This is a genomic window from Neorhizobium sp. T25_27, assembly GCF_002968565.1.
GTDB lineage: Bacteria > Pseudomonadota > Alphaproteobacteria > Rhizobiales > Rhizobiaceae > Neorhizobium > Neorhizobium tomejilense.
On the sequence record NZ_PVBJ01000012.1, the window covers coordinates 166,258 to 181,643 of the forward strand.

The window sequence follows — 15,386 nt, forward strand, 5'->3', positions numbered from 1 at the left end:
TTGCAACACTCCATCCTCATTCTCGGCGGCACGGCGGAAGCCCGCGCGCTGGCCGGAAAACTCGCCGGCGATCCGCAGTTTGCTCTGGAGCTGTCGCTTGCCGGGCGCACACGCGCGCCGGCCGAGCAACCCGTGCCGGTGCGTGTCGGCGGTTTTGGCGGCGCCGAAGGGCTTGCCACCTATCTCAGGCAAAAAGGCATCTCGATCCTGATCGATGCGACGCATCCCTATGCAGCTCAGATTTCCCGCAATGCGGCCAAAGCCGCCGAGATTTCCGGCGTCCCGCTTGTCGCCCTGCGACGGTCGGCCTGGCAGAGACAGCCCGGTGACCGCTGGATCGAAGTCGACAGCGTCGCCGATGCGGTCAATGCCCTGGGAGAGGTCCCGCGAAAAGCATTCCTGACGCTCGGCCGGCAGGAACTTCTGCCCTTCGAGGCCGCGCCTCAGCACCACTACCTGGTCCGTAGCGTCGATCCGGTCGAGCCGCCGCTTTCCGTCCCGAACGCCGTCTATCTGACCGCGCGCGGCCCCTTTGAACAGGTGGACGAGGCCTGGCTTCTGCGGGACCACGGCATCGAGGCGATCGTCGCCAAGAACAGCGGCGGGCCGGCGAGCTACGGCAAGATCGCCGCTGCGCGCGAACTTGGTATTGATGTCGTCCTGATCCGCCGTCCGGACTTGCCGGATGTGCTGTCCGTCGAGACCGTGGAGGAGCTGCTGGCCTGGCTCGATCATGCGCCGGTGCCCCTGAAGTAACGCGGGGAATAGACGATCGGGCGCCCGTTCTCCCGCTCGATCAGCCGCGTTTCCGCAGTGCCGACGATCACGCATGTCGCCATGTCGGCCATGTCGCCTGTCGCCTCAGCAAGCGGCTCGATCCGGATGACTTCATCCGGCCGGCCGGCTGCTCTGCCGAAGATCACGGGCACGGTGCGGGGCAGATGAGCGCGCAGGATATCGAAGGCTTCGCCGAGCTGATGCGGGCGCGCCTTGCTGATCGGGTTGTAGAAGGCCATCACGAACCCGGCCGTCGCCGCTGCGATCAGGCGTTTCTCGATCACATCCCAAGGCTTCAGATTGTTCGAAAGCGAGATGGCGCAGAAATCATGGCCGAGCGGCGCACCGGCCTTGGCCGCCACGGCCAGCATGGCGGTGATGCCGGGAACGACCGAAAAATCGATCTCGCGCCAGACGGCGGGACCTTCGTCGATCGCCTCGCAGACCGCCGCTGCCATGGCGAACACGCCGGGGTCACCGCCCGAGACGACACAGACCCTGCCTCCGCCCGCCGCCATTTCGAGCGCGGCGCGGGCGCGCGCCAATTCCTCCCGGTTATCGGATGCGTGGCGGCGCTGGTCGGGGCGGAGGTTCAGCCGGTCGATATATGGAAAGTAGCCGAAAAAATCCTCCGCTTCCGTCACTGCGGCGGCCGCTTCCGGCGTCATCTGGTCGGGATTGCCGGGGCCAAGGCCGACGACGGTCAGCGAACCGGTTGTCATGGCCGTGTCTTCCAGCCGGGCACGAGGACGATCGAGAAATACGGGGCAGGGCTCTCGTCGCGCTCTTCCAGACGCTGCGCTGCACCGTTCGCCATCGTGCCGCGCTCGACATAGAGCGCTCCGGACAGCTTGCCGACGGAGGCCAGCGCCCGGCGGATCTTTGGAAGGTTGCGGCCGACCTTCATGATCACTGCGCCGTCGGTGTTTTCAAGCCGCTCCGCAAGCTTCTCTTCGGACAGTGTGCCTGGCAGCACGCTTAGAATATCGTCGCCCTGGACGAGCGGCATGCCGGTCATCGACCAGCAGCCGGACATGGCGGTGACGCCGGCGATAACTTCCGCGTGGTAGCGGCCGGCCAGCCGCACATGCAGGTGCATGTAGGATCCGTAGAACAGCGGGTCCCCTTCGCTCAGCACGGCGACGTGCCTGCCCGCATCGAGATGCGCGGCGATGTCGTCCGCGGAGCGGTCGAAGAAATCGGCGATCGGGCCGCGATAATCGGCCTCGTCCTTGTGGGTCTCGACCGTGACCGGATAGACCAGCGGCAGCTCGAGCGTACCCGGCCGGATATGTGCCTGGACGATGGCGCGGCCGTTGCCGCTCGAGCCCTTCTTGCAGAAAAAGGCGATCACATCCGCTTCGTGGATGGCACGCACCGCCTTCAGCGTCAGCAGTTCGGGGTCGCCGGGTCCGGTGCCGACGCCGGTGAGCCTGCCCTTGATGAGCGCGGCGTTCACAGTCCGGCCCTCGCCAGCGCGTTGACGCAGGCAGCCGTCATCGCCGAGCCGCCCATGCGGCCGCGCACGATTGCATAGGGAATACCGAGCGTCGCTTCCATCAGCGCTTCCTTGGATTCCGCCGCACCGACGAAACCGACCGGCATGCCGATGATGGCAGCCGGGCGCGGCGCGCCGGCGTCGAGCATTTCGAGCAGGCGGAAGAGCGCGGTCGGCGCATTGCCGATCGCAACGACTGCGCCTTCGAGATCGTCCCAGAGATCCAGCGCGGCAGCCGAGCGGGTATTGCCGATGGTCTTTGCCAGCTCGATCGTGCGGCTGTCGCGCAGCGTGCAGATCACCTGGTTATGGGCCGGCAGGCGGGCGCGGGTAATGCCGTGCGCCACCATTTCAGCATCGCAATAGATCGGCTTGCCGGCATGCAGCGCGCCTCGCGCCTGCGCGACGAAATCCTTGGAAAATCGGAAATGCTGAGCCGCCTCGACCAACCCGCAGGCGTGGATCATGCGGACCGCAATCTCAGCCTGTTCCGACGAAAAAGGCGAGAGATCCGCTTCCTCGCGGATGATCGCGAAGGATTTTTCGTAGATCGCGTCGCCTTCGCGAATGTAATCGTAACTGTTCATGATCTTCCTGACGTAACGGCCGCAGCAAGCCGGCGCGGTCCCAGACGGGCGAGGCAGGCGGCGGAATTTTCCCCTGCGCGCCTTTCGTCTCGGACAAGATCGGCGATGCGGCGAAGGGAGTTGTTGGTATCGGCAAAAGCGACCGAGGCAAAGGGCTCGTTGGCCGCTTTTCCTCCGGCGATAAGCGAAAGGCCGGCGGCCGTTCCGCAGAGTGCAAGCGCTGACGGCTGCGGATGGGCGCAGCCCTTGGGGCAGCCGGTCACGTGCAGCTTGAACGAGCCGTCCAGCAGATCGCCGCACTCTTCCGCCGCTTTGGCGCCGAGTTCATGGGTGGCGACGGTTGCGGAATTGCAGGCGGGGCTTCCGGGACAAGCGGCAATCGCCGAACGCGGATCGCTCGGCGAGGTGACGAAGCCGTTGCTGCCGGCAAAAGCGGTCAGAGCTTCGCAGGCGGTTCGAGTGCCAAAAAACAGGAGCGAATGGTCGAAGGCCGGTTTCAGGGACTGTATTCCCAGTCGCTCGGCTTCGTCGCAAAGAGCGATCAGGTCCTCGGCTTTTGCCTGACCGAAGGCCGGGCCGATGCCTGCCGCGAAAAGATCTTCGGAGAGGCGGAAGGTGCCGAAAGGCGAGGCTGGCCGGCTGGGCACATCGTTCGTGGGCAACCCGGCGGCGAGATCGCGTCCCCTCGCCTTCTGTCCCTTTTCGCCGAGCTTTCGAAGCAGCGCCAGAGTGGCGGAGACGGCCTCTGTTTCACGTAAAACATTGAAAACACGGCCGGTTGCTTCGGTCCCGCCCAAAAGCAGGGTCCAGTAGATGCCTTCATCGCTGGAAACGGCGGTGAGCCGGATATCGGCCAGGAGGTCGGAAAGCCTGAGCCGCCCGCCACCGTCAACCACCACCGACATCTTTGGAGCAAGGCCGAGGATGTCGCGCACACCTTGGCGGATCGCCTCGGCTATCGGGCGCGGATCGGCGATCTCGGTGTCGTCCATCCCCGCCAGCGGCGGAGTTTCGACAGCAAGTCCCTCGCGAAGCGGCAGGTTCAGCGCGCGGACATCGGCATCGAGAACGGGAGCCGAGGCCTCGCTCAGTCCCCGGACTTGCAGGTTGCCGCGGGCGGAAATATCGAGAACGCCGTTGCCATGGCGCAGTGCCATCCGGCAGAGTTCGGCGAGTTGTGCCGAGGTGATCGCGTCCGTCAGCGCGACGCGGGCGAGAAGCCCGTCACCGGTCATCATCGGGGCCGACAGGGCGGGGCAGGCGCCGCGGCGCATATCCAGCGTGCTTCGATCGAGGGAGAGCGCCGTCATGCGACCTTCTCCCGGGTGAGCATTTCGAGCTCAGCGTCGACCGCGTTGCGGCGGGGATGCCAGAGGCCGCGGCGAAGCGCCGAGCGGAACCGCTCTGCCATGAAGCGTGCGCCTTCCGGGTTCTGGCTCAGCAGGAAGTCGCGAACCTTTTCATCGCCGAGATAGGCGTCGTAGGTCGCCTCGATCAGCGATTGCGGAATGGCATGGGTGGTTTCGGCAAAACCGATCAGGTGGTCGACCGTTTCCACCAGTTCCGCTGCGCCGCGCGGGCCGTGGCGCATCTGGCCGGCAATGAAGCGTGGATTGACGGCGCGGGCGCGCACCACGCGGGTCACAGCTTCGGAAATCGAACGGGCACGAGGTTTTTGAGGATCGGTCGTGTCGAGTGCGATCACGTCCGCCTTGCCGCCGAGTGCCGCGACTGCCGCCGCAAATCCGCCGATGAAGGCGACATCGGCCGAGCCGTCCAGCAGGTCGCGGCCGGGATCGTCGCCCGTATGGACCAGCAGATCGGCGGTGCCGATGCGGTTTGCGAACTGGCCGGGCACGTGGCTCGCATCGCCCTCCGCGCCGCCGAAGGAATGGCTCGTCGCATCGAGATAGATACGGCCCAGCTCCTCGCGTTCGCCCCAAGTGCCGTCGGCGAGCTTTTCCTCGATGCCGGAGCCATAGGTGCCTGGTGCCGAGCCGAAGATGCGTGAGGGGACGTGCCCGAGCGTTTTTGCCTCTTCGGCCAGGGGATTGTCGCCCGGTGCCTCCTCGCGGCTGGCGATGGCGCGCATCGCGGCGTCGAGCAAGGCGATGAGAGCCGGAAACATGTCGCGGAACAGGCCGGAGATCCTCAGCGTCACGTCGATGCGCGGGCGGCCGAGCGCTGCCGGCGGCAGGACTTCGATGCCGGTGACGCGGCCTGTCGCCGTATCCTGCACGGGTCTCGCCCCCATCAGCGCCAGAACCTGGGCCACTTCCTCGCCGCCGCTGCGCAGGGAGGCACTGCCCCAGAGATCGAAGACGAGGCTTTTCGGCCAGTCGCCGTGATCCTGGAGATAACGCCGCAGGATCTCATCGGCCGCACGTTTGCCGAGTTCGAACGCGGTCGGCGTCGGCAGCGTGCGCGGATCGCTGGCGAAGAGGTTGCGGCCGGTCGGCATGACGTCGCGGCGGCCACGGGCCGGGGCACCGGATGGGCCTGGGCGGATGTGCTTGCCGTCGAGTGCGTCGAGCAAGGCCTGTCGTTCGGTCTCGGCGCTTTGGACACGCAGCAGGTCATCATCGCCGGGCGCCACCTGGCCGAAGACATGCTGGCCCTCCTTGATCGAGAAATCCTTGAGATCGCAGAGAAAGGCGTCGATGCGGGTGAGCGCCGTATCCGGATCGTCACTGTTCGAGACGCCGGCCTCGCCCGCCAGTCCGGTATTGCGGGCGGTCTCGACGATCAGCTTGGCGAGCCGGTCGCGGCGGCGGCGATCGAGCCCGTCGGCCTGCGCGTATTCGTCGACCAGCAGTTCCAGCTTTTTCTGTTCTTCGGAAAGCCCGGCGCCGGCCAAAACCGGGGGCAGGTGGCCGATTGTGACGGCGGCGATCCGCCGTTTGGCGACCGCCGCCTCGCCCGGATTGGAAACGATGAACGGATAGACGACCGGCAGGCCGCCGGTGACGATCTCCGGAAAACAATCCTTCGACAGCGCCACGGTCTTGCCCGGCAGCCATTCGAGCGTCCCGTGCGCGCCGACATGGACGATCGCATGCGCGCCAAGCGTCTCGCGCATCCATTGACCGAAGGCGATCAGCGCGTGGCGCGGGGGGAGGTCCGGGCTGTGATAATCGGCGCGGCGATCGGCGTTGCGGCCGCGGTCGGGCGCGAGCGCGACGGTGATGTTGCCGAAGGTTGCGGCGCGGAAACGGAAAATGCCGTCCCTGAGGTCTTCATCGGCTTCCGGCTCGCCCCACGCCGCCTCTGCAACGGGCAGGGGAACGTAGGCGGAGCGGGCGTGGCCGGCGGATTTGGCACCCAGGCGGTCCAGGAGATCACGTGGGGTCTCGGGGATATCCGAAACACCGTAGCCGGCTACTGATAATTCGTGCAGCATCCCGAGCACGCTCTGTGGCACGTCCAGACCCACGGCATAACCGGTACGGCCCGGCGCGCTCGGATAGTCCGGCATCAGGATGACGATCTTGCGCTCGGGCCGTGGCGTGGTTTTGAGCCGGAGGAAGGCAGCGATACGCTCGACGACCTGTTCGATCCGGTCCGGTTCCGGCTGGTTGACGAGGTTGGCGGAGCTTTCGCCTGCCTTGAAGGAAATCGCGCCGGCAAGAATGCGCCCGTCGAGCTCCGGCAGGACCACGTGCATGGCAAGGTCGGCGGGGTTGAGGCCGCGCCGGTTCTCCGCCCAGCCATCGCGGCGGGTCGTGGGAACGACGATCTGGAAGACCGGCACGCCGGTGCGGTCGAAAATCGTTTCGCCGTTGCCGTCCGTGCCGCTGGCAAAGGCGGTGGTGGAAAGGATAGCGGCGGATTTCAGGTCCGAGACCGCCTGTTCGACGAAGGCCAGTGCATCCGGCTCCTTCAGTCCGCCGACGAAGATCGGCACGGGTGCAAAACCGCGCTTTTTGAGCGCGTCGAACAGTGCATCGATCGGCGCCGCGTCATTCGCAAGCAACATGGAGCGGTAGAACAGGATCGGCAAGCGCGGCGCATCCGCTGCAAAGCGGGCCAGCAGGTCGTTGGCCTCGACAATGCCTTTTCCGGGCGCGTAGTAGCCGGCCTTCGGCACCGGGGCCGCCTGCGGCAGCGGTTCCGTTTTGCCTTCGGCCAGCGTCGTCAGGAGCTTCGCCAGAAGCCGCATATTGGCCGGCCCGCCTTCGCGGAAGCAGCTCAGTATGCCGGCGATCCGGTCTTCCGAAACCGTCGAGGCCGCGGTCAGCCGTTCGTCGCGGATGCTGCATTCGCCGGGCAGCAGCGCCAGCGCGATCTTTTTCCGCTTCGCCATGCGCGAAAGTTCCTCGACGCCATAAGCCCAGCGATCGTAACCGCCGAGAATGCGCACCAGGATGATCTTGGCATGGGCCGCCGTCTTCTCGATCCAGAGATCGACGGACATCGGATGGCGCAGGTCGGAAAGGCTGGTCAGCCGCAGGCTCGGCAAGTTTGAGCCCCAGACGGCCGCGATGCCGTTCAGGTCGCTGCCGGAAAAGGACAGCACCACCACATCGGCCGGCGACTGGTTGAGGTCGACCGGTTCGATGAGGTCGTCAAGCGACGACGATGTGGTGGCGAGTATGTGCATCCTTCCCTCGGGCCTTCTTATGCGGCCAGCATCCTTTCGATCGCGGCGCGGTCGATGCCTTTTTCGCCGATCACGACGAGGCGGCTTGTCCGCGCTTCGCCGGGTGCCCAGGCGCGGTCGAAATAATGGTTCACGCGCGATCCTACCGCCTGAACCTGCAGGCGCATCGGCTTGTTCGCGACTTCCACGAAGCCTTTTATGCGCAGCACGTTTTCCGCCTCCGCCGTCGCGGAAATGCGTGCGGCGAGCTGTTCGGCGTCGGTGACTGCGGCCAGATCGACGACGAAGCTGTCGAAATCGTCGTGATCGTGGTCGAGTTCGTCGTCGTGATGGGTCTTGCGGTTTTCGATATCGTCCTCGACGGCGAGGCCGAGGCCGATCAGCACGGCCGGATCGATGGCGCCGTTGGCAGCCGAGACGATTTTCACGGCACGTGGCAGATGGGCGGACACGCGATCCCTGGCGGTCGCGAGGCCGGCGGCATCCAGGAGGTCGCTCTTGGTGAGCACGATCATGTCGGCGCAGGCCACCTGGTCCTCGAACACTTCCTCGACCGGATCGTCATGGTCGATCGAACCGTCCGCGTCGCGCTGCGCTTCCAGCGCCTCGTGATCGTCGGCAACGCGACCTTCAGCGAGCGCCAGTCCGTCGACCACGGCAATCACCGCGTCGACCGTCACCCGTGCCTTGACGTCAGGCCATTGGAAGGCCTGGACGAGGGGTTTCGGCAGCGCGAGGCCGGAGGTTTCGATGAGGATGTGGTCGACGCGGGGTTCGATAGCCAGGATCCGGTCGATCGCCGGCACGAAATCGTCCGCCACGGTGCAGCAGATGCAGCCGTTGGCGAGCTCGATGATATTGTCTTCCGGGCAGCTTTCGATGCCGCAGCCTTTCAGCACGTCGCCGTCGATGCCGACATCGCCGAATTCATTGACGATGATCGCCAGCCGCTTGCCCTTCAGGTTTTCGATCAGGTTGCGGATCAGCGTGGTCTTGCCGGCTCCCAGAAACCCGGTAACGACGGTGCAGGGAACGCGGTCGAACGAAACGCTCATGATGGCATGTCCTCGTGGTGATGAAAGGGTGGAATACGGGCCGTCATGCCCTTGCCGCGCAGGCAGGTCGGGCGGCCGCGAAGGGGAAGGAAGCCGCGCTCGTCCTCGGCCAGCATCATCGCGCCGGTGACGATGTCCTCGACATTGTCGAGCGACAGGTGGCCGAAGACATAGGACCAGCCGCTCTTGTGGTTGAAGGCGGCGCTCGGGCTTTTTTCGCAATTGGCAAGGCAGGTGACCGGCTTGACCGCGAGCGGCTTGCCGTTTGCTGCCTCGCGCAGCGCCGCGATCAGTGCGATGCCGGGCCGGATTTCGCCGTCGGACGCGTCACGGCAATTGGTGCAGACGAAAATCGTCACATCTGCCGGGCCGGCGGTTGCCGGATCATCTGGTCGGTGGTCACTCATCGGTCAGCCGCGTTCCCGCCGGGGTCGAAAAATCGGGGCGCGGAGCAGAAGGTCGAAATCCCTCTGCGGTGATCGAGAAACTTCCTCCGGAGCACCCCGCCCGGTGAAGCAAAATTAATCGGACGGCAGGTCTCCTGGCTCGCGGGTCGTCGCCATTTGCCTGCCTTCCCAGGATACCGTTGGCCGGATTTCCCAGTGGCTTGACGGCCAAATGGCCGTTTTAGGCAATGGCTCGCCGCCTACAGTTGCGGGGGCAGCCGCGGCATTGGTCCTGAAAAAAGGGATCGCACCGCATTCTCTCTTAGCCCTCCCCGTTGCCGGAAAGGGACCATCTCCTTTCAAGTAAGCCCGGTCGCAGGCCCATGTCAATGCGTCGCAAAGGCGATTGCCGTCACGCCGAATTCGTCTATAGTGGCCGAGCCTATGGTGCCCGAAAGGGTTTTAGAGGGAATGCGGTGCGACGGAATTCTGCCGTCCAACCCGCGGCTGCCCCCGCAACTGTAAGCGGAAAGTCTTCGACCAAAACGGCTGTTTGGCCGTCAAGCCACTGGGAAATCCGGCCAACGGGATCCTGGGAAGGCGGGAGAAGGCGTCCGATCCGCGAGCCAGGAGACCTGCCAGAGGCGGCAAAGAACGTGAACGGCCCTCGGGTGGAGGGCGAAAGGACGAGACCATGGTTACGAACTCTGCTGCAGCTGCAGTCAGCCTCTCCGCTTCGAAGATCATTCCCCTCAGCATGACGGCCCTGCTCGGCCTGTTCATCGTCGGCTTTGTCGGCTTCTCGCATCTGGAAGTCGTCCACAATGCCGCGCATGACACGCGCCACTCGCTCGCCTTCCCCTGCCACTGAGGAGTTCTCCCCAATGTCGTTGTTTCGCAACATCGTCTTCACGGCGGTGATCGCCGGGCTTTTGTCCGGACTGCTACTGACCGTGATGCAGAGCTTCTCCACCGTGCCGCTGATCCTGCAGGCGGAAGTGTTCGAGAATGCCGCGCCTGAGGCAGGCCACAGCCATGATGCTGCGCCGGCCGCAGGCGCCACGGCATCGGCCGCCGAGCATCACCACGGCGACGAAGCGTGGGCTCCCGCCGATGGCTTCGAGCGTTTCATCTATACTGCTGCCGCAGACATGCTGTCGGCTATCGGTTTTGCCCTTGTCCTGGTTGCCGCCTCGGAAGCGTTCGGCGGCTTCAAGGGCTGGCGCGGCGGCCTGATGTTCGGCATTGCCGGCTTCCTCGCCGTCATCCTTGCGCCCGGCCTCGGCCTGCCGCCGGAACTGCCCGGCATGCCGGCTGCGGAACTCGGCCCGCGCCAGATCTGGTGGGTCTCGACGGCGGTCTGCACGGCAGTGGGTCTCGGCCTGCTCGCCTATACCCGCTCGGCTGTGTTTGCAGCCCTTGCGATCGTGCTGCTGATCGCCCCGCATCTGGTCGGCGCGCCGCTGCCGCCAAGCCATGAAACGGCGGTCCCGATGGATCTCCATGCTCGCTTCGTCAACGCCGTCTACGCCACCAACCTGGTGTTCTGGGCGGTGCTCGGTGCGCTGGCCGGGGTCGTCCGCGAAAAGTTCCGCGCTGGCGAGGAAGCTTCTGCCGGATCTCCGGCGAAGCTTGCTTCCCGGTGAAGGAGATCGACGAGGCGTCCGTCGAGCGTCACCGCGCCAAGATGGCGAACCGCAAGGCGGTTCAGGATGCGGAAGTGGCCGAGAAGACCCAGGAAAAGGGTCTTCTCATCGTCCATACCGGGCCCGGCAAGGGCAAATCCACAGCTGCCTTCGGCCTGGCGCTGCGCATGCTCGGCAACAACCGCCGGGTCGGCGTCGTACAGTTCATCAAGGGCGCCTGGTCGACCGGGGAGCAGCCCGCGCTCGCCGTCTTCGGCGACCGCGTCGTCTGGCACACGATGGGCGAGGGTTTCACCTGGGAGACCCAGGACCTGAAGCGCGACGTCGCCGCGGCGGAAAAGGCCTGGGAAAAGGCACTCGAGCTGATGGCGGACGAGACGATCGGGCTTGTCATCCTTGACGAACTCAACATCGCGCTTCGTTATGACTATCTCGATCTCGACAAGATCGTCGCCGCGCTACAGGCACGGCGGCCGGATCTGCATGTGGTCGTCACCGGCCGTAACGCCAAGCCGGCACTGATCGAGGCCGCCGACATGGTGACCGAGATGTCGCTGGTCAAACACCACTTCAAGGCGGGCGTGAAGGCCCAGGCCGGTATCGAGTTTTAGCCATGGTTCGGGTCAAGCCAGCTCGGGCGCTGATGTTTCAGGGAACGGGCTCGGATGTGGGCAAGTCGCTGGTCGTGGCCGGGCTTGCCCGCGCCTTTACGCTGCGCGGCCTGAAGATCATGCCGTTCAAGCCGCAGAACATGTCGAACAATGCCGCGGTCACCGCAGACGGCGGCGAAATCGGTCGGGCGCAGGCGTTGCAGGCGCGCGCCGCCGGCGCGCCGCTCAGCGTCCACATGAACCCGGTGCTCCTGAAGCCGCAGAGCGAGGTCGGGGCGCAGGTGGTGGTGCAAGGCAGGGTCGAGGGCAATGCCAAGGCTGCCGAGTATCAGATGCTCAAGCGGACACTGATGCCGCGGGTCCTGGAAAGTTTCGAAATCCTCCGCAACCAGGCCGACCTCGTCCTGGTCGAAGGCGCCGGCAGCGCCTCGGAAATCAATCTTCGCCACAACGACATCGCCAATATGGGGTTTGCCCGGGCCGCCGACGTGCCGGTGGTGCTGATCGGCGATATCGACCGTGGCGGGGTGATCGCCAGCCTCGCCGGGACCAGGCTGGTGCTCCATCCCGAAGATGCGGCAATGATCCGGGGTTTTATCGTCAATCGTTTTCGCGGCGATCCGACCTTGTTCGCCGACGGCATGCGGATGATCGGGGAACTCACGGGCTGGCATTCGGTCGGGCTGTTGCCGCATTTTGCCGAAGCGGCCCGGCTGCCGGCCGAAGATGCGCTTGGCCTCAATGCACCTTCGGTGCGGAAGGCTGGTGCGAAGATCAGGATCGCGGTGCCGATCCTGCCGCACATCTCCAATTTCGACGATCTCGATCCGCTGGAAGCGGAGCCGGATGTCGATCTCGTCCGCATCAGGCCGGGACAGGTCATTCCCGGCGATTGCGATCTCGTGCTGCTGGTGGGTTCGAAAGCGACGATATCCGATCTGCGGGCGCTGAAGGCGGCCGGTTTCGACGTCGATATCGCCGCCCATGTCCGCCGCGGCGGGCGGGTGCTTGGCCTCTGCGGCGGGTATCAGATGCTTGGAAAAACCGTTTCCGATCCGGATGGAACCGAAGGGCCGCCCGGCTCGATCGAAGGGCTGGGCTTGCTGGATGTGGAGACGGTTCTTTCCGGCGATAAACGGCTGGAGGCCGTCTCGGGCGAAAGCTTCGACGGAATTTCCCTGTCCGGCTACGAAATGCATATCGGGCGGACATCCGGCGCAGATTGCCAATGCCCGTTCTCGATCGTCGGCGGCAACCCGGAAGGGGCGATATCGGCGGATGGCCGGGTCTGGGGCACCTATCTCCACGGTCTGTTTTCCGACGACCGGCAGCGGTCGGCCTGGCTGACGCGCCTCGGAGGTTCTACCTCCGGCCTCGATTACGAGGCAGGCGTGGACGCGGTGCTGGACCGGCTGGCCGCCCATATGGAAAAGCATCTCGATCTCGATGGGCTGCTCAAACTTGCCAGATGATCCACGCCAGGAGGCCGAAAAGGCCGATCAGCAGAGCGTCGGCGACGCGGGCGAGTTTCAGCGCGCGGCGAATGTCGTCGTAGGTGAGCTCGGAGCGACCGCCCTCGCCCATGAATCGTGCCTCGATCATCTGTCCGCCATAGCTGCGCGGCCCGGCGAGGGCGATGCCGAGCGCGCCGGCCATCGCCGCTTCCGGCCAGCCGGCATTCGGCGACCGGTGATGGTGGGCATCCCGCCTGATGGCGCGGATTGCGTTGCCCGGCGAGGCGCGATCGATGAAACCTGCAGCGACCACGAAAAGCAGGGCGCTCAGGCGCGAGGCAGGCAGGTTGATGAGATCGTCAAACCGCGCGGCCGCCCAGCCGAAGGCTTCGTATCGCGGCAGCTTGTGGCCGATCATGCTGTCGGCGGTGTTGGCCGCCTTGTAGCCGACGCCACCCGCAAGACCGCCGATCCCCATCCAGAAGGCCGGCGCCACGACGCCGTCCGAAAAATTCTCGGCCAGGCTCTCGATCGCCGCGCGGCAGACGGCCGCTTCGTCGAGCTTTTCCGGATCGCGCCCAACGATTTTCGAGACCGCTTTCCGCCCGGCGTCCAGGCCTCCGTATCGCAGCGCCGTCGCGACGGCCTCGACATGGGTTTCAAGGCTCTTCTGCGCCGGCAGGCTCGCGGCGATCACTACCAGCAGGATCGGTCCGAGGGGGATCATTCTCAGGTCGTATTCGATCACCAGGCTGAGCAGGACGGTGATGCCGAGAAGCGCCAGAAGCGCGAACACGCCCTTTCGCTTGCGCGTGGAGAAGTCGTCGCTTTCGCGGTTCAGATCGCGGTCGAGCCGGGATATCAGTGCGCCGATCCAGGTGACCGGATGGCCGATGCGGCGGAACAGCCAGTCCGGATAACCCACGATGCGCTCCGTGATCAGCGCGAAAAATGCGAGAAGGAACATGAAGTTGGCAGGCCCTGAGATTGGCGGTGAAATTGGCGATCCGATACAGCATGGCGGTAATCTTTCCCGTGCCCGGGCGCTGTTTCCACATGCGCCGGAACCCTGGGTCGATCTTTCCACCGGTATCAGCCCGCATTCCTATCCGTATTCGCCCCTGCCCGACAATGCTTTCACGCGACTGCCTGACGTCGCATCGGCGGAAAGGCTGAAGGGCCTTGCCGCTGCTGCCTACGGCGCGCCGTCGGCGGCGCATGTCGCGGCGGGGCCGGGGACGCAGATTCTGCTGCCGATGGTCGCGGATATGATCGCCCGGAAAGGCCGCGCCGCGGTTCTTTCGCCCACCTATGCGGAGCATGCCCGCGCGGCGCGGCTTTCCGGCTTCGAAGTCACCGAAACTGACGATCTGGATCGGCTGGCGGAAGCGGACCTCGCCGTCATCGTCAATCCCAACAACCCGACCGGACGTATCGTACCGCGTGCCGATCTTTTGCGGCTCGCAGAAGTCATGCGCGCGAAGGCTGGGCTGCTGGTCGTGGACGAAGCGTTCATGGACGTCTCGGAAGCATCGAGCGTCACAGACGCGGTCGATGCCGGCGGGCTCGTCGTGCTGCGCTCCTTCGGCAAGTTCTACGGCATGGCCGGCTTGCGGCTCGGCTTCGTGATTTCGCATCCGGAAACCGTGGCGAAAATCGAGGGCCGGCTGGGTCCCTGGGCGGTGTCCGGCCCGGCATTGCACGTGGCGAACGAGGCACTCACCGATGTGACATGGCAGGGCGCGATGCGGCTGAGGTTGAAGGAGGATGCGGCGCGGATGGATGCCCTGCTCGGTGCTGCGGGAATACCTGTTATGGGTGGGACGTCGCTGTTCCGCTTCATCCGGGATCCTCGCGCGCAAGCGGTTTTCCGGCACCTTGGAGAGCGGGGCATTCTGTTGCGCCGGTTCGAGGAACGGCCCGAGGATCTAAGAATCGGCCTTCCATGCGAGAATGACAGGCCGCGGCTCGAAGAAGCCTTGAAAACTATTTAGCCGGCGAAGTGAATTTGTCGCGCCAAGCGATCTGGGCGTTGGCATTGGGCAAAGCCGTTGCCTCGTAGACGCCGCGGGCTATGGCGCGGGCGGTCACCAGCGTTGCCAGATGGCAGAGTTCGGCGAAGGCGGCCATGTCGCCGAGCGGCCTGGCGCCTGTCGAGGCGGCAAAGATCGTATCGCCGTCGCCGGGCAGATGTGCCGGCAGGACGGCACGCGCAAGCCCGTCATGGGCCATGATCGACAGCCGGTGCGCCTGGGCTTTGGTCAGCACGGCATCCGTCACCACGACCCCGATTGTCGTAGCCTTCAGGTTGACGCCCTTCATCCGCAATGCCGTGTGGCTGTCGGTGAACTGGCCGGGTAATCCGAAGCCGCCGAATTCGTGGTTCTGCTCGAAGGGAGCGGACCAGAAATGTGGTCCTTCGGCGACGGTCGCCGAGCCCATGGCGTTGACCGCAAGCAGCGCCGCGATCTTATGACCTGCCGAGGTTCTGGCGCTTGCCGAACCCAGGCCACCCTTGAAGGTTGCCGTCGATGCGCCCGTTCCGGCACCGATGGTTCCGAGGGTGAATGGAGTCTTAGTGGCGGCCTTGAACGCCTCGTAGCCCATGTCGCGATACGGCGAATGTAGGCCCCAGTCCTTGTTGCCGCCGTTCAGGAGATCCATCAGGATTGCCTGCGGTACGATCGGCACACGGACGCTGCCGACCTGGAAACCGCGGCCGATTTCGCGCAGGCCCGACTGTACGCCGCCGGCCGCATCGAGACCGAAGGC

Annotated in this window: 15 protein-coding genes and 2 riboswitches; of the genes, 6 read left to right on the forward strand and 9 right to left on the reverse strand. The window is 65.2% G+C overall.

All coding sequences use genetic code 11. From position 1 onward, the window contains the following. Positions 1-756, forward strand: a complete 756-nt coding sequence (locus C5J24_RS26805; protein ID WP_105422267.1) for a cobalt-precorrin-6A reductase — start codon at positions 1-3, stop codon at positions 754-756. On the opposite strand, the gene C5J24_RS26810 is transcribed toward C5J24_RS26805, so the two are convergent. Genes C5J24_RS26810 through C5J24_RS26840 form a run of 7 tightly spaced genes read right to left on the reverse strand, consistent with a single transcriptional unit; the run spans position 732 to position 8,924 of the window. After that, positions 732-1,499 carry a precorrin-3B C(17)-methyltransferase gene (locus tag C5J24_RS26810; protein WP_105422269.1) on the reverse strand — a complete coding sequence of 256 codons (768 nt, stop codon included), beginning with the start codon at positions 1,497-1,499 and terminating at the stop codon, positions 732-734. The genes C5J24_RS26805 and C5J24_RS26810 overlap by 25 nt on opposite strands. Beyond that, positions 1,496-2,236 carry a precorrin-2 C(20)-methyltransferase gene (locus C5J24_RS26815; protein ID WP_105422271.1) on the reverse strand — a complete coding sequence of 247 codons (741 nt, stop codon included), beginning with the start codon at positions 2,234-2,236 and terminating at the stop codon, positions 1,496-1,498. Before C5J24_RS26815 ends, C5J24_RS26810 begins: the two co-directional genes overlap by 4 nt. Next, entirely contained in the window at positions 2,233-2,862 is a 630-nt protein-coding gene (locus C5J24_RS26820; protein WP_105404383.1) for a precorrin-8X methylmutase, read from the reverse strand. Before C5J24_RS26820 ends, C5J24_RS26815 begins: the two co-directional genes overlap by 4 nt. After that, positions 2,859-4,172, reverse strand: a complete 1,314-nt coding sequence (gene cobG / locus C5J24_RS26825) for a precorrin-3B synthase (RefSeq protein ID WP_245446799.1) — start codon at positions 4,170-4,172, stop codon at positions 2,859-2,861. Before cobG ends, C5J24_RS26820 begins: the two co-directional genes overlap by 4 nt. After that, positions 4,169-7,462: a cobaltochelatase subunit CobN gene (cobN, locus tag C5J24_RS26830; RefSeq protein WP_105422273.1), complete on the reverse strand. Its 3,294-nt coding sequence runs from the start codon at positions 7,460-7,462 to the stop codon at positions 4,169-4,171. The genes cobG and cobN overlap by 4 nt, the downstream gene beginning before the upstream one ends. 17 nt (positions 7,463-7,479) lie before the next feature. Next, a complete protein-coding gene (cobW, locus tag C5J24_RS26835; RefSeq protein ID WP_105404381.1) occupies positions 7,480-8,517 on the reverse strand; it encodes a cobalamin biosynthesis protein CobW in 1,038 nt (345 codons plus the stop codon). Continuing rightward, entirely contained in the window at positions 8,514-8,924 is a 411-nt protein-coding gene (locus C5J24_RS26840; RefSeq protein ID WP_105422275.1) for a DUF1636 domain-containing protein, read from the reverse strand. The genes cobW and C5J24_RS26840 overlap by 4 nt, the downstream gene beginning before the upstream one ends. Positions 8,925-9,030: 106 nt before the next feature. Next, a riboswitch (cobalamin riboswitch) is annotated at positions 9,031-9,272 on the reverse strand. A 59-nt stretch (positions 9,273-9,331) separates the two neighbouring features. Next, a riboswitch (cobalamin riboswitch) is annotated at positions 9,332-9,561 on the forward strand. A 36-nt stretch (positions 9,562-9,597) separates the two neighbouring features. Between C5J24_RS26840 and C5J24_RS26845 the strand changes: the two genes are divergently transcribed. The 4 genes from C5J24_RS26845 to C5J24_RS26860 are packed head-to-tail and all read left to right on the forward strand — an operon-like array spanning position 9,598 to position 12,632. Continuing rightward, complete coding sequence (locus C5J24_RS26845; RefSeq protein WP_037087553.1) at positions 9,598-9,774, forward strand: CbtB-domain containing protein; 177 nt, start codon at positions 9,598-9,600, stop codon at positions 9,772-9,774. A 13-nt stretch (positions 9,775-9,787) separates the two neighbouring features. Then, on the forward strand, positions 9,788-10,549 hold the full coding sequence (locus tag C5J24_RS26850; protein WP_105422277.1) for a CbtA family protein: 762 nt from the start codon (positions 9,788-9,790) through the stop codon (positions 10,547-10,549). Next, on the forward strand, positions 10,546-11,160 hold the full coding sequence (cobO, locus tag C5J24_RS26855) for a cob(I)yrinic acid a,c-diamide adenosyltransferase (RefSeq protein ID WP_037087557.1): 615 nt from the start codon (positions 10,546-10,548) through the stop codon (positions 11,158-11,160). The genes C5J24_RS26850 and cobO overlap by 4 nt, the downstream gene beginning before the upstream one ends. A 2-nt stretch (positions 11,161-11,162) precedes the next feature. After that, positions 11,163-12,632, forward strand: coding sequence for a cobyric acid synthase (locus C5J24_RS26860; protein ID WP_105422279.1), 1,470 nt, complete (start codon positions 11,163-11,165; stop codon positions 12,630-12,632). On the opposite strand, the gene cbiB is transcribed toward C5J24_RS26860, so the two are convergent. Then, complete coding sequence (gene cbiB / locus C5J24_RS26865; protein WP_105422281.1) at positions 12,616-13,581, reverse strand: adenosylcobinamide-phosphate synthase CbiB; 966 nt, start codon at positions 13,579-13,581, stop codon at positions 12,616-12,618. The genes C5J24_RS26860 and cbiB overlap by 17 nt on opposite strands. Between cbiB and cobD the strand changes: the two genes are divergently transcribed. Then, entirely contained in the window at positions 13,580-14,608 is a 1,029-nt protein-coding gene (gene cobD, locus C5J24_RS26870; protein ID WP_105422283.1) for a threonine-phosphate decarboxylase CobD, read from the forward strand. The genes cbiB and cobD overlap by 2 nt on opposite strands. Here the strand turns inward: cobD and C5J24_RS26875 are convergent. Next, the coding region (locus tag C5J24_RS26875) for a P1 family peptidase (RefSeq protein ID WP_105422285.1) at positions 14,601-15,386 on the reverse strand (786 nt) is incomplete at its 5' end. The two genes, cobD and C5J24_RS26875, sit on opposite strands and share 8 nt — an antisense overlap.

Coding starts and splice junctions, on each gene's coding strand:
- cobW (WP_105404381.1), bottom strand. CDS start 8,517: ATGAGCGTTTCGTTCGACCGCGTTCCCTGCACCGTCGTTACCGGGTTT.
- cobD (WP_105422283.1), top strand. CDS start 13,580: ATGAAGTTGGCAGGCCCTGAGATTGGCGGTGAAATTGGCGATCCGATA.
- C5J24_RS26845 (WP_037087553.1), top strand. CDS start 9,598: ATGGTTACGAACTCTGCTGCAGCTGCAGTCAGCCTCTCCGCTTCGAAG.
- C5J24_RS26840 (WP_105422275.1), bottom strand. CDS start 8,924: ATGAGTGACCACCGACCAGATGATCCGGCAACCGCCGGCCCGGCAGAT.
- cobG (WP_245446799.1), bottom strand. CDS start 4,172: ATGACGGCGCTCTCCCTCGATCGAAGCACGCTGGATATGCGCCGCGGC.
- cobN (WP_105422273.1), bottom strand. CDS start 7,462: ATGCACATACTCGCCACCACATCGTCGTCGCTTGACGACCTCATCGAA.
- C5J24_RS26810 (WP_105422269.1), bottom strand. CDS start 1,499: ATGACAACCGGTTCGCTGACCGTCGTCGGCCTTGGCCCCGGCAATCCC.
- C5J24_RS26820 (WP_105404383.1), bottom strand. CDS start 2,862: ATGAACAGTTACGATTACATTCGCGAAGGCGACGCGATCTACGAAAAA.
- C5J24_RS26860 (WP_105422279.1), top strand. CDS start 11,163: ATGGTTCGGGTCAAGCCAGCTCGGGCGCTGATGTTTCAGGGAACGGGC.
- cbiB (WP_105422281.1), bottom strand. CDS start 13,581: ATGTTCCTTCTCGCATTTTTCGCGCTGATCACGGAGCGCATCGTGGGT.
- C5J24_RS26850 (WP_105422277.1), top strand. CDS start 9,788: ATGTCGTTGTTTCGCAACATCGTCTTCACGGCGGTGATCGCCGGGCTT.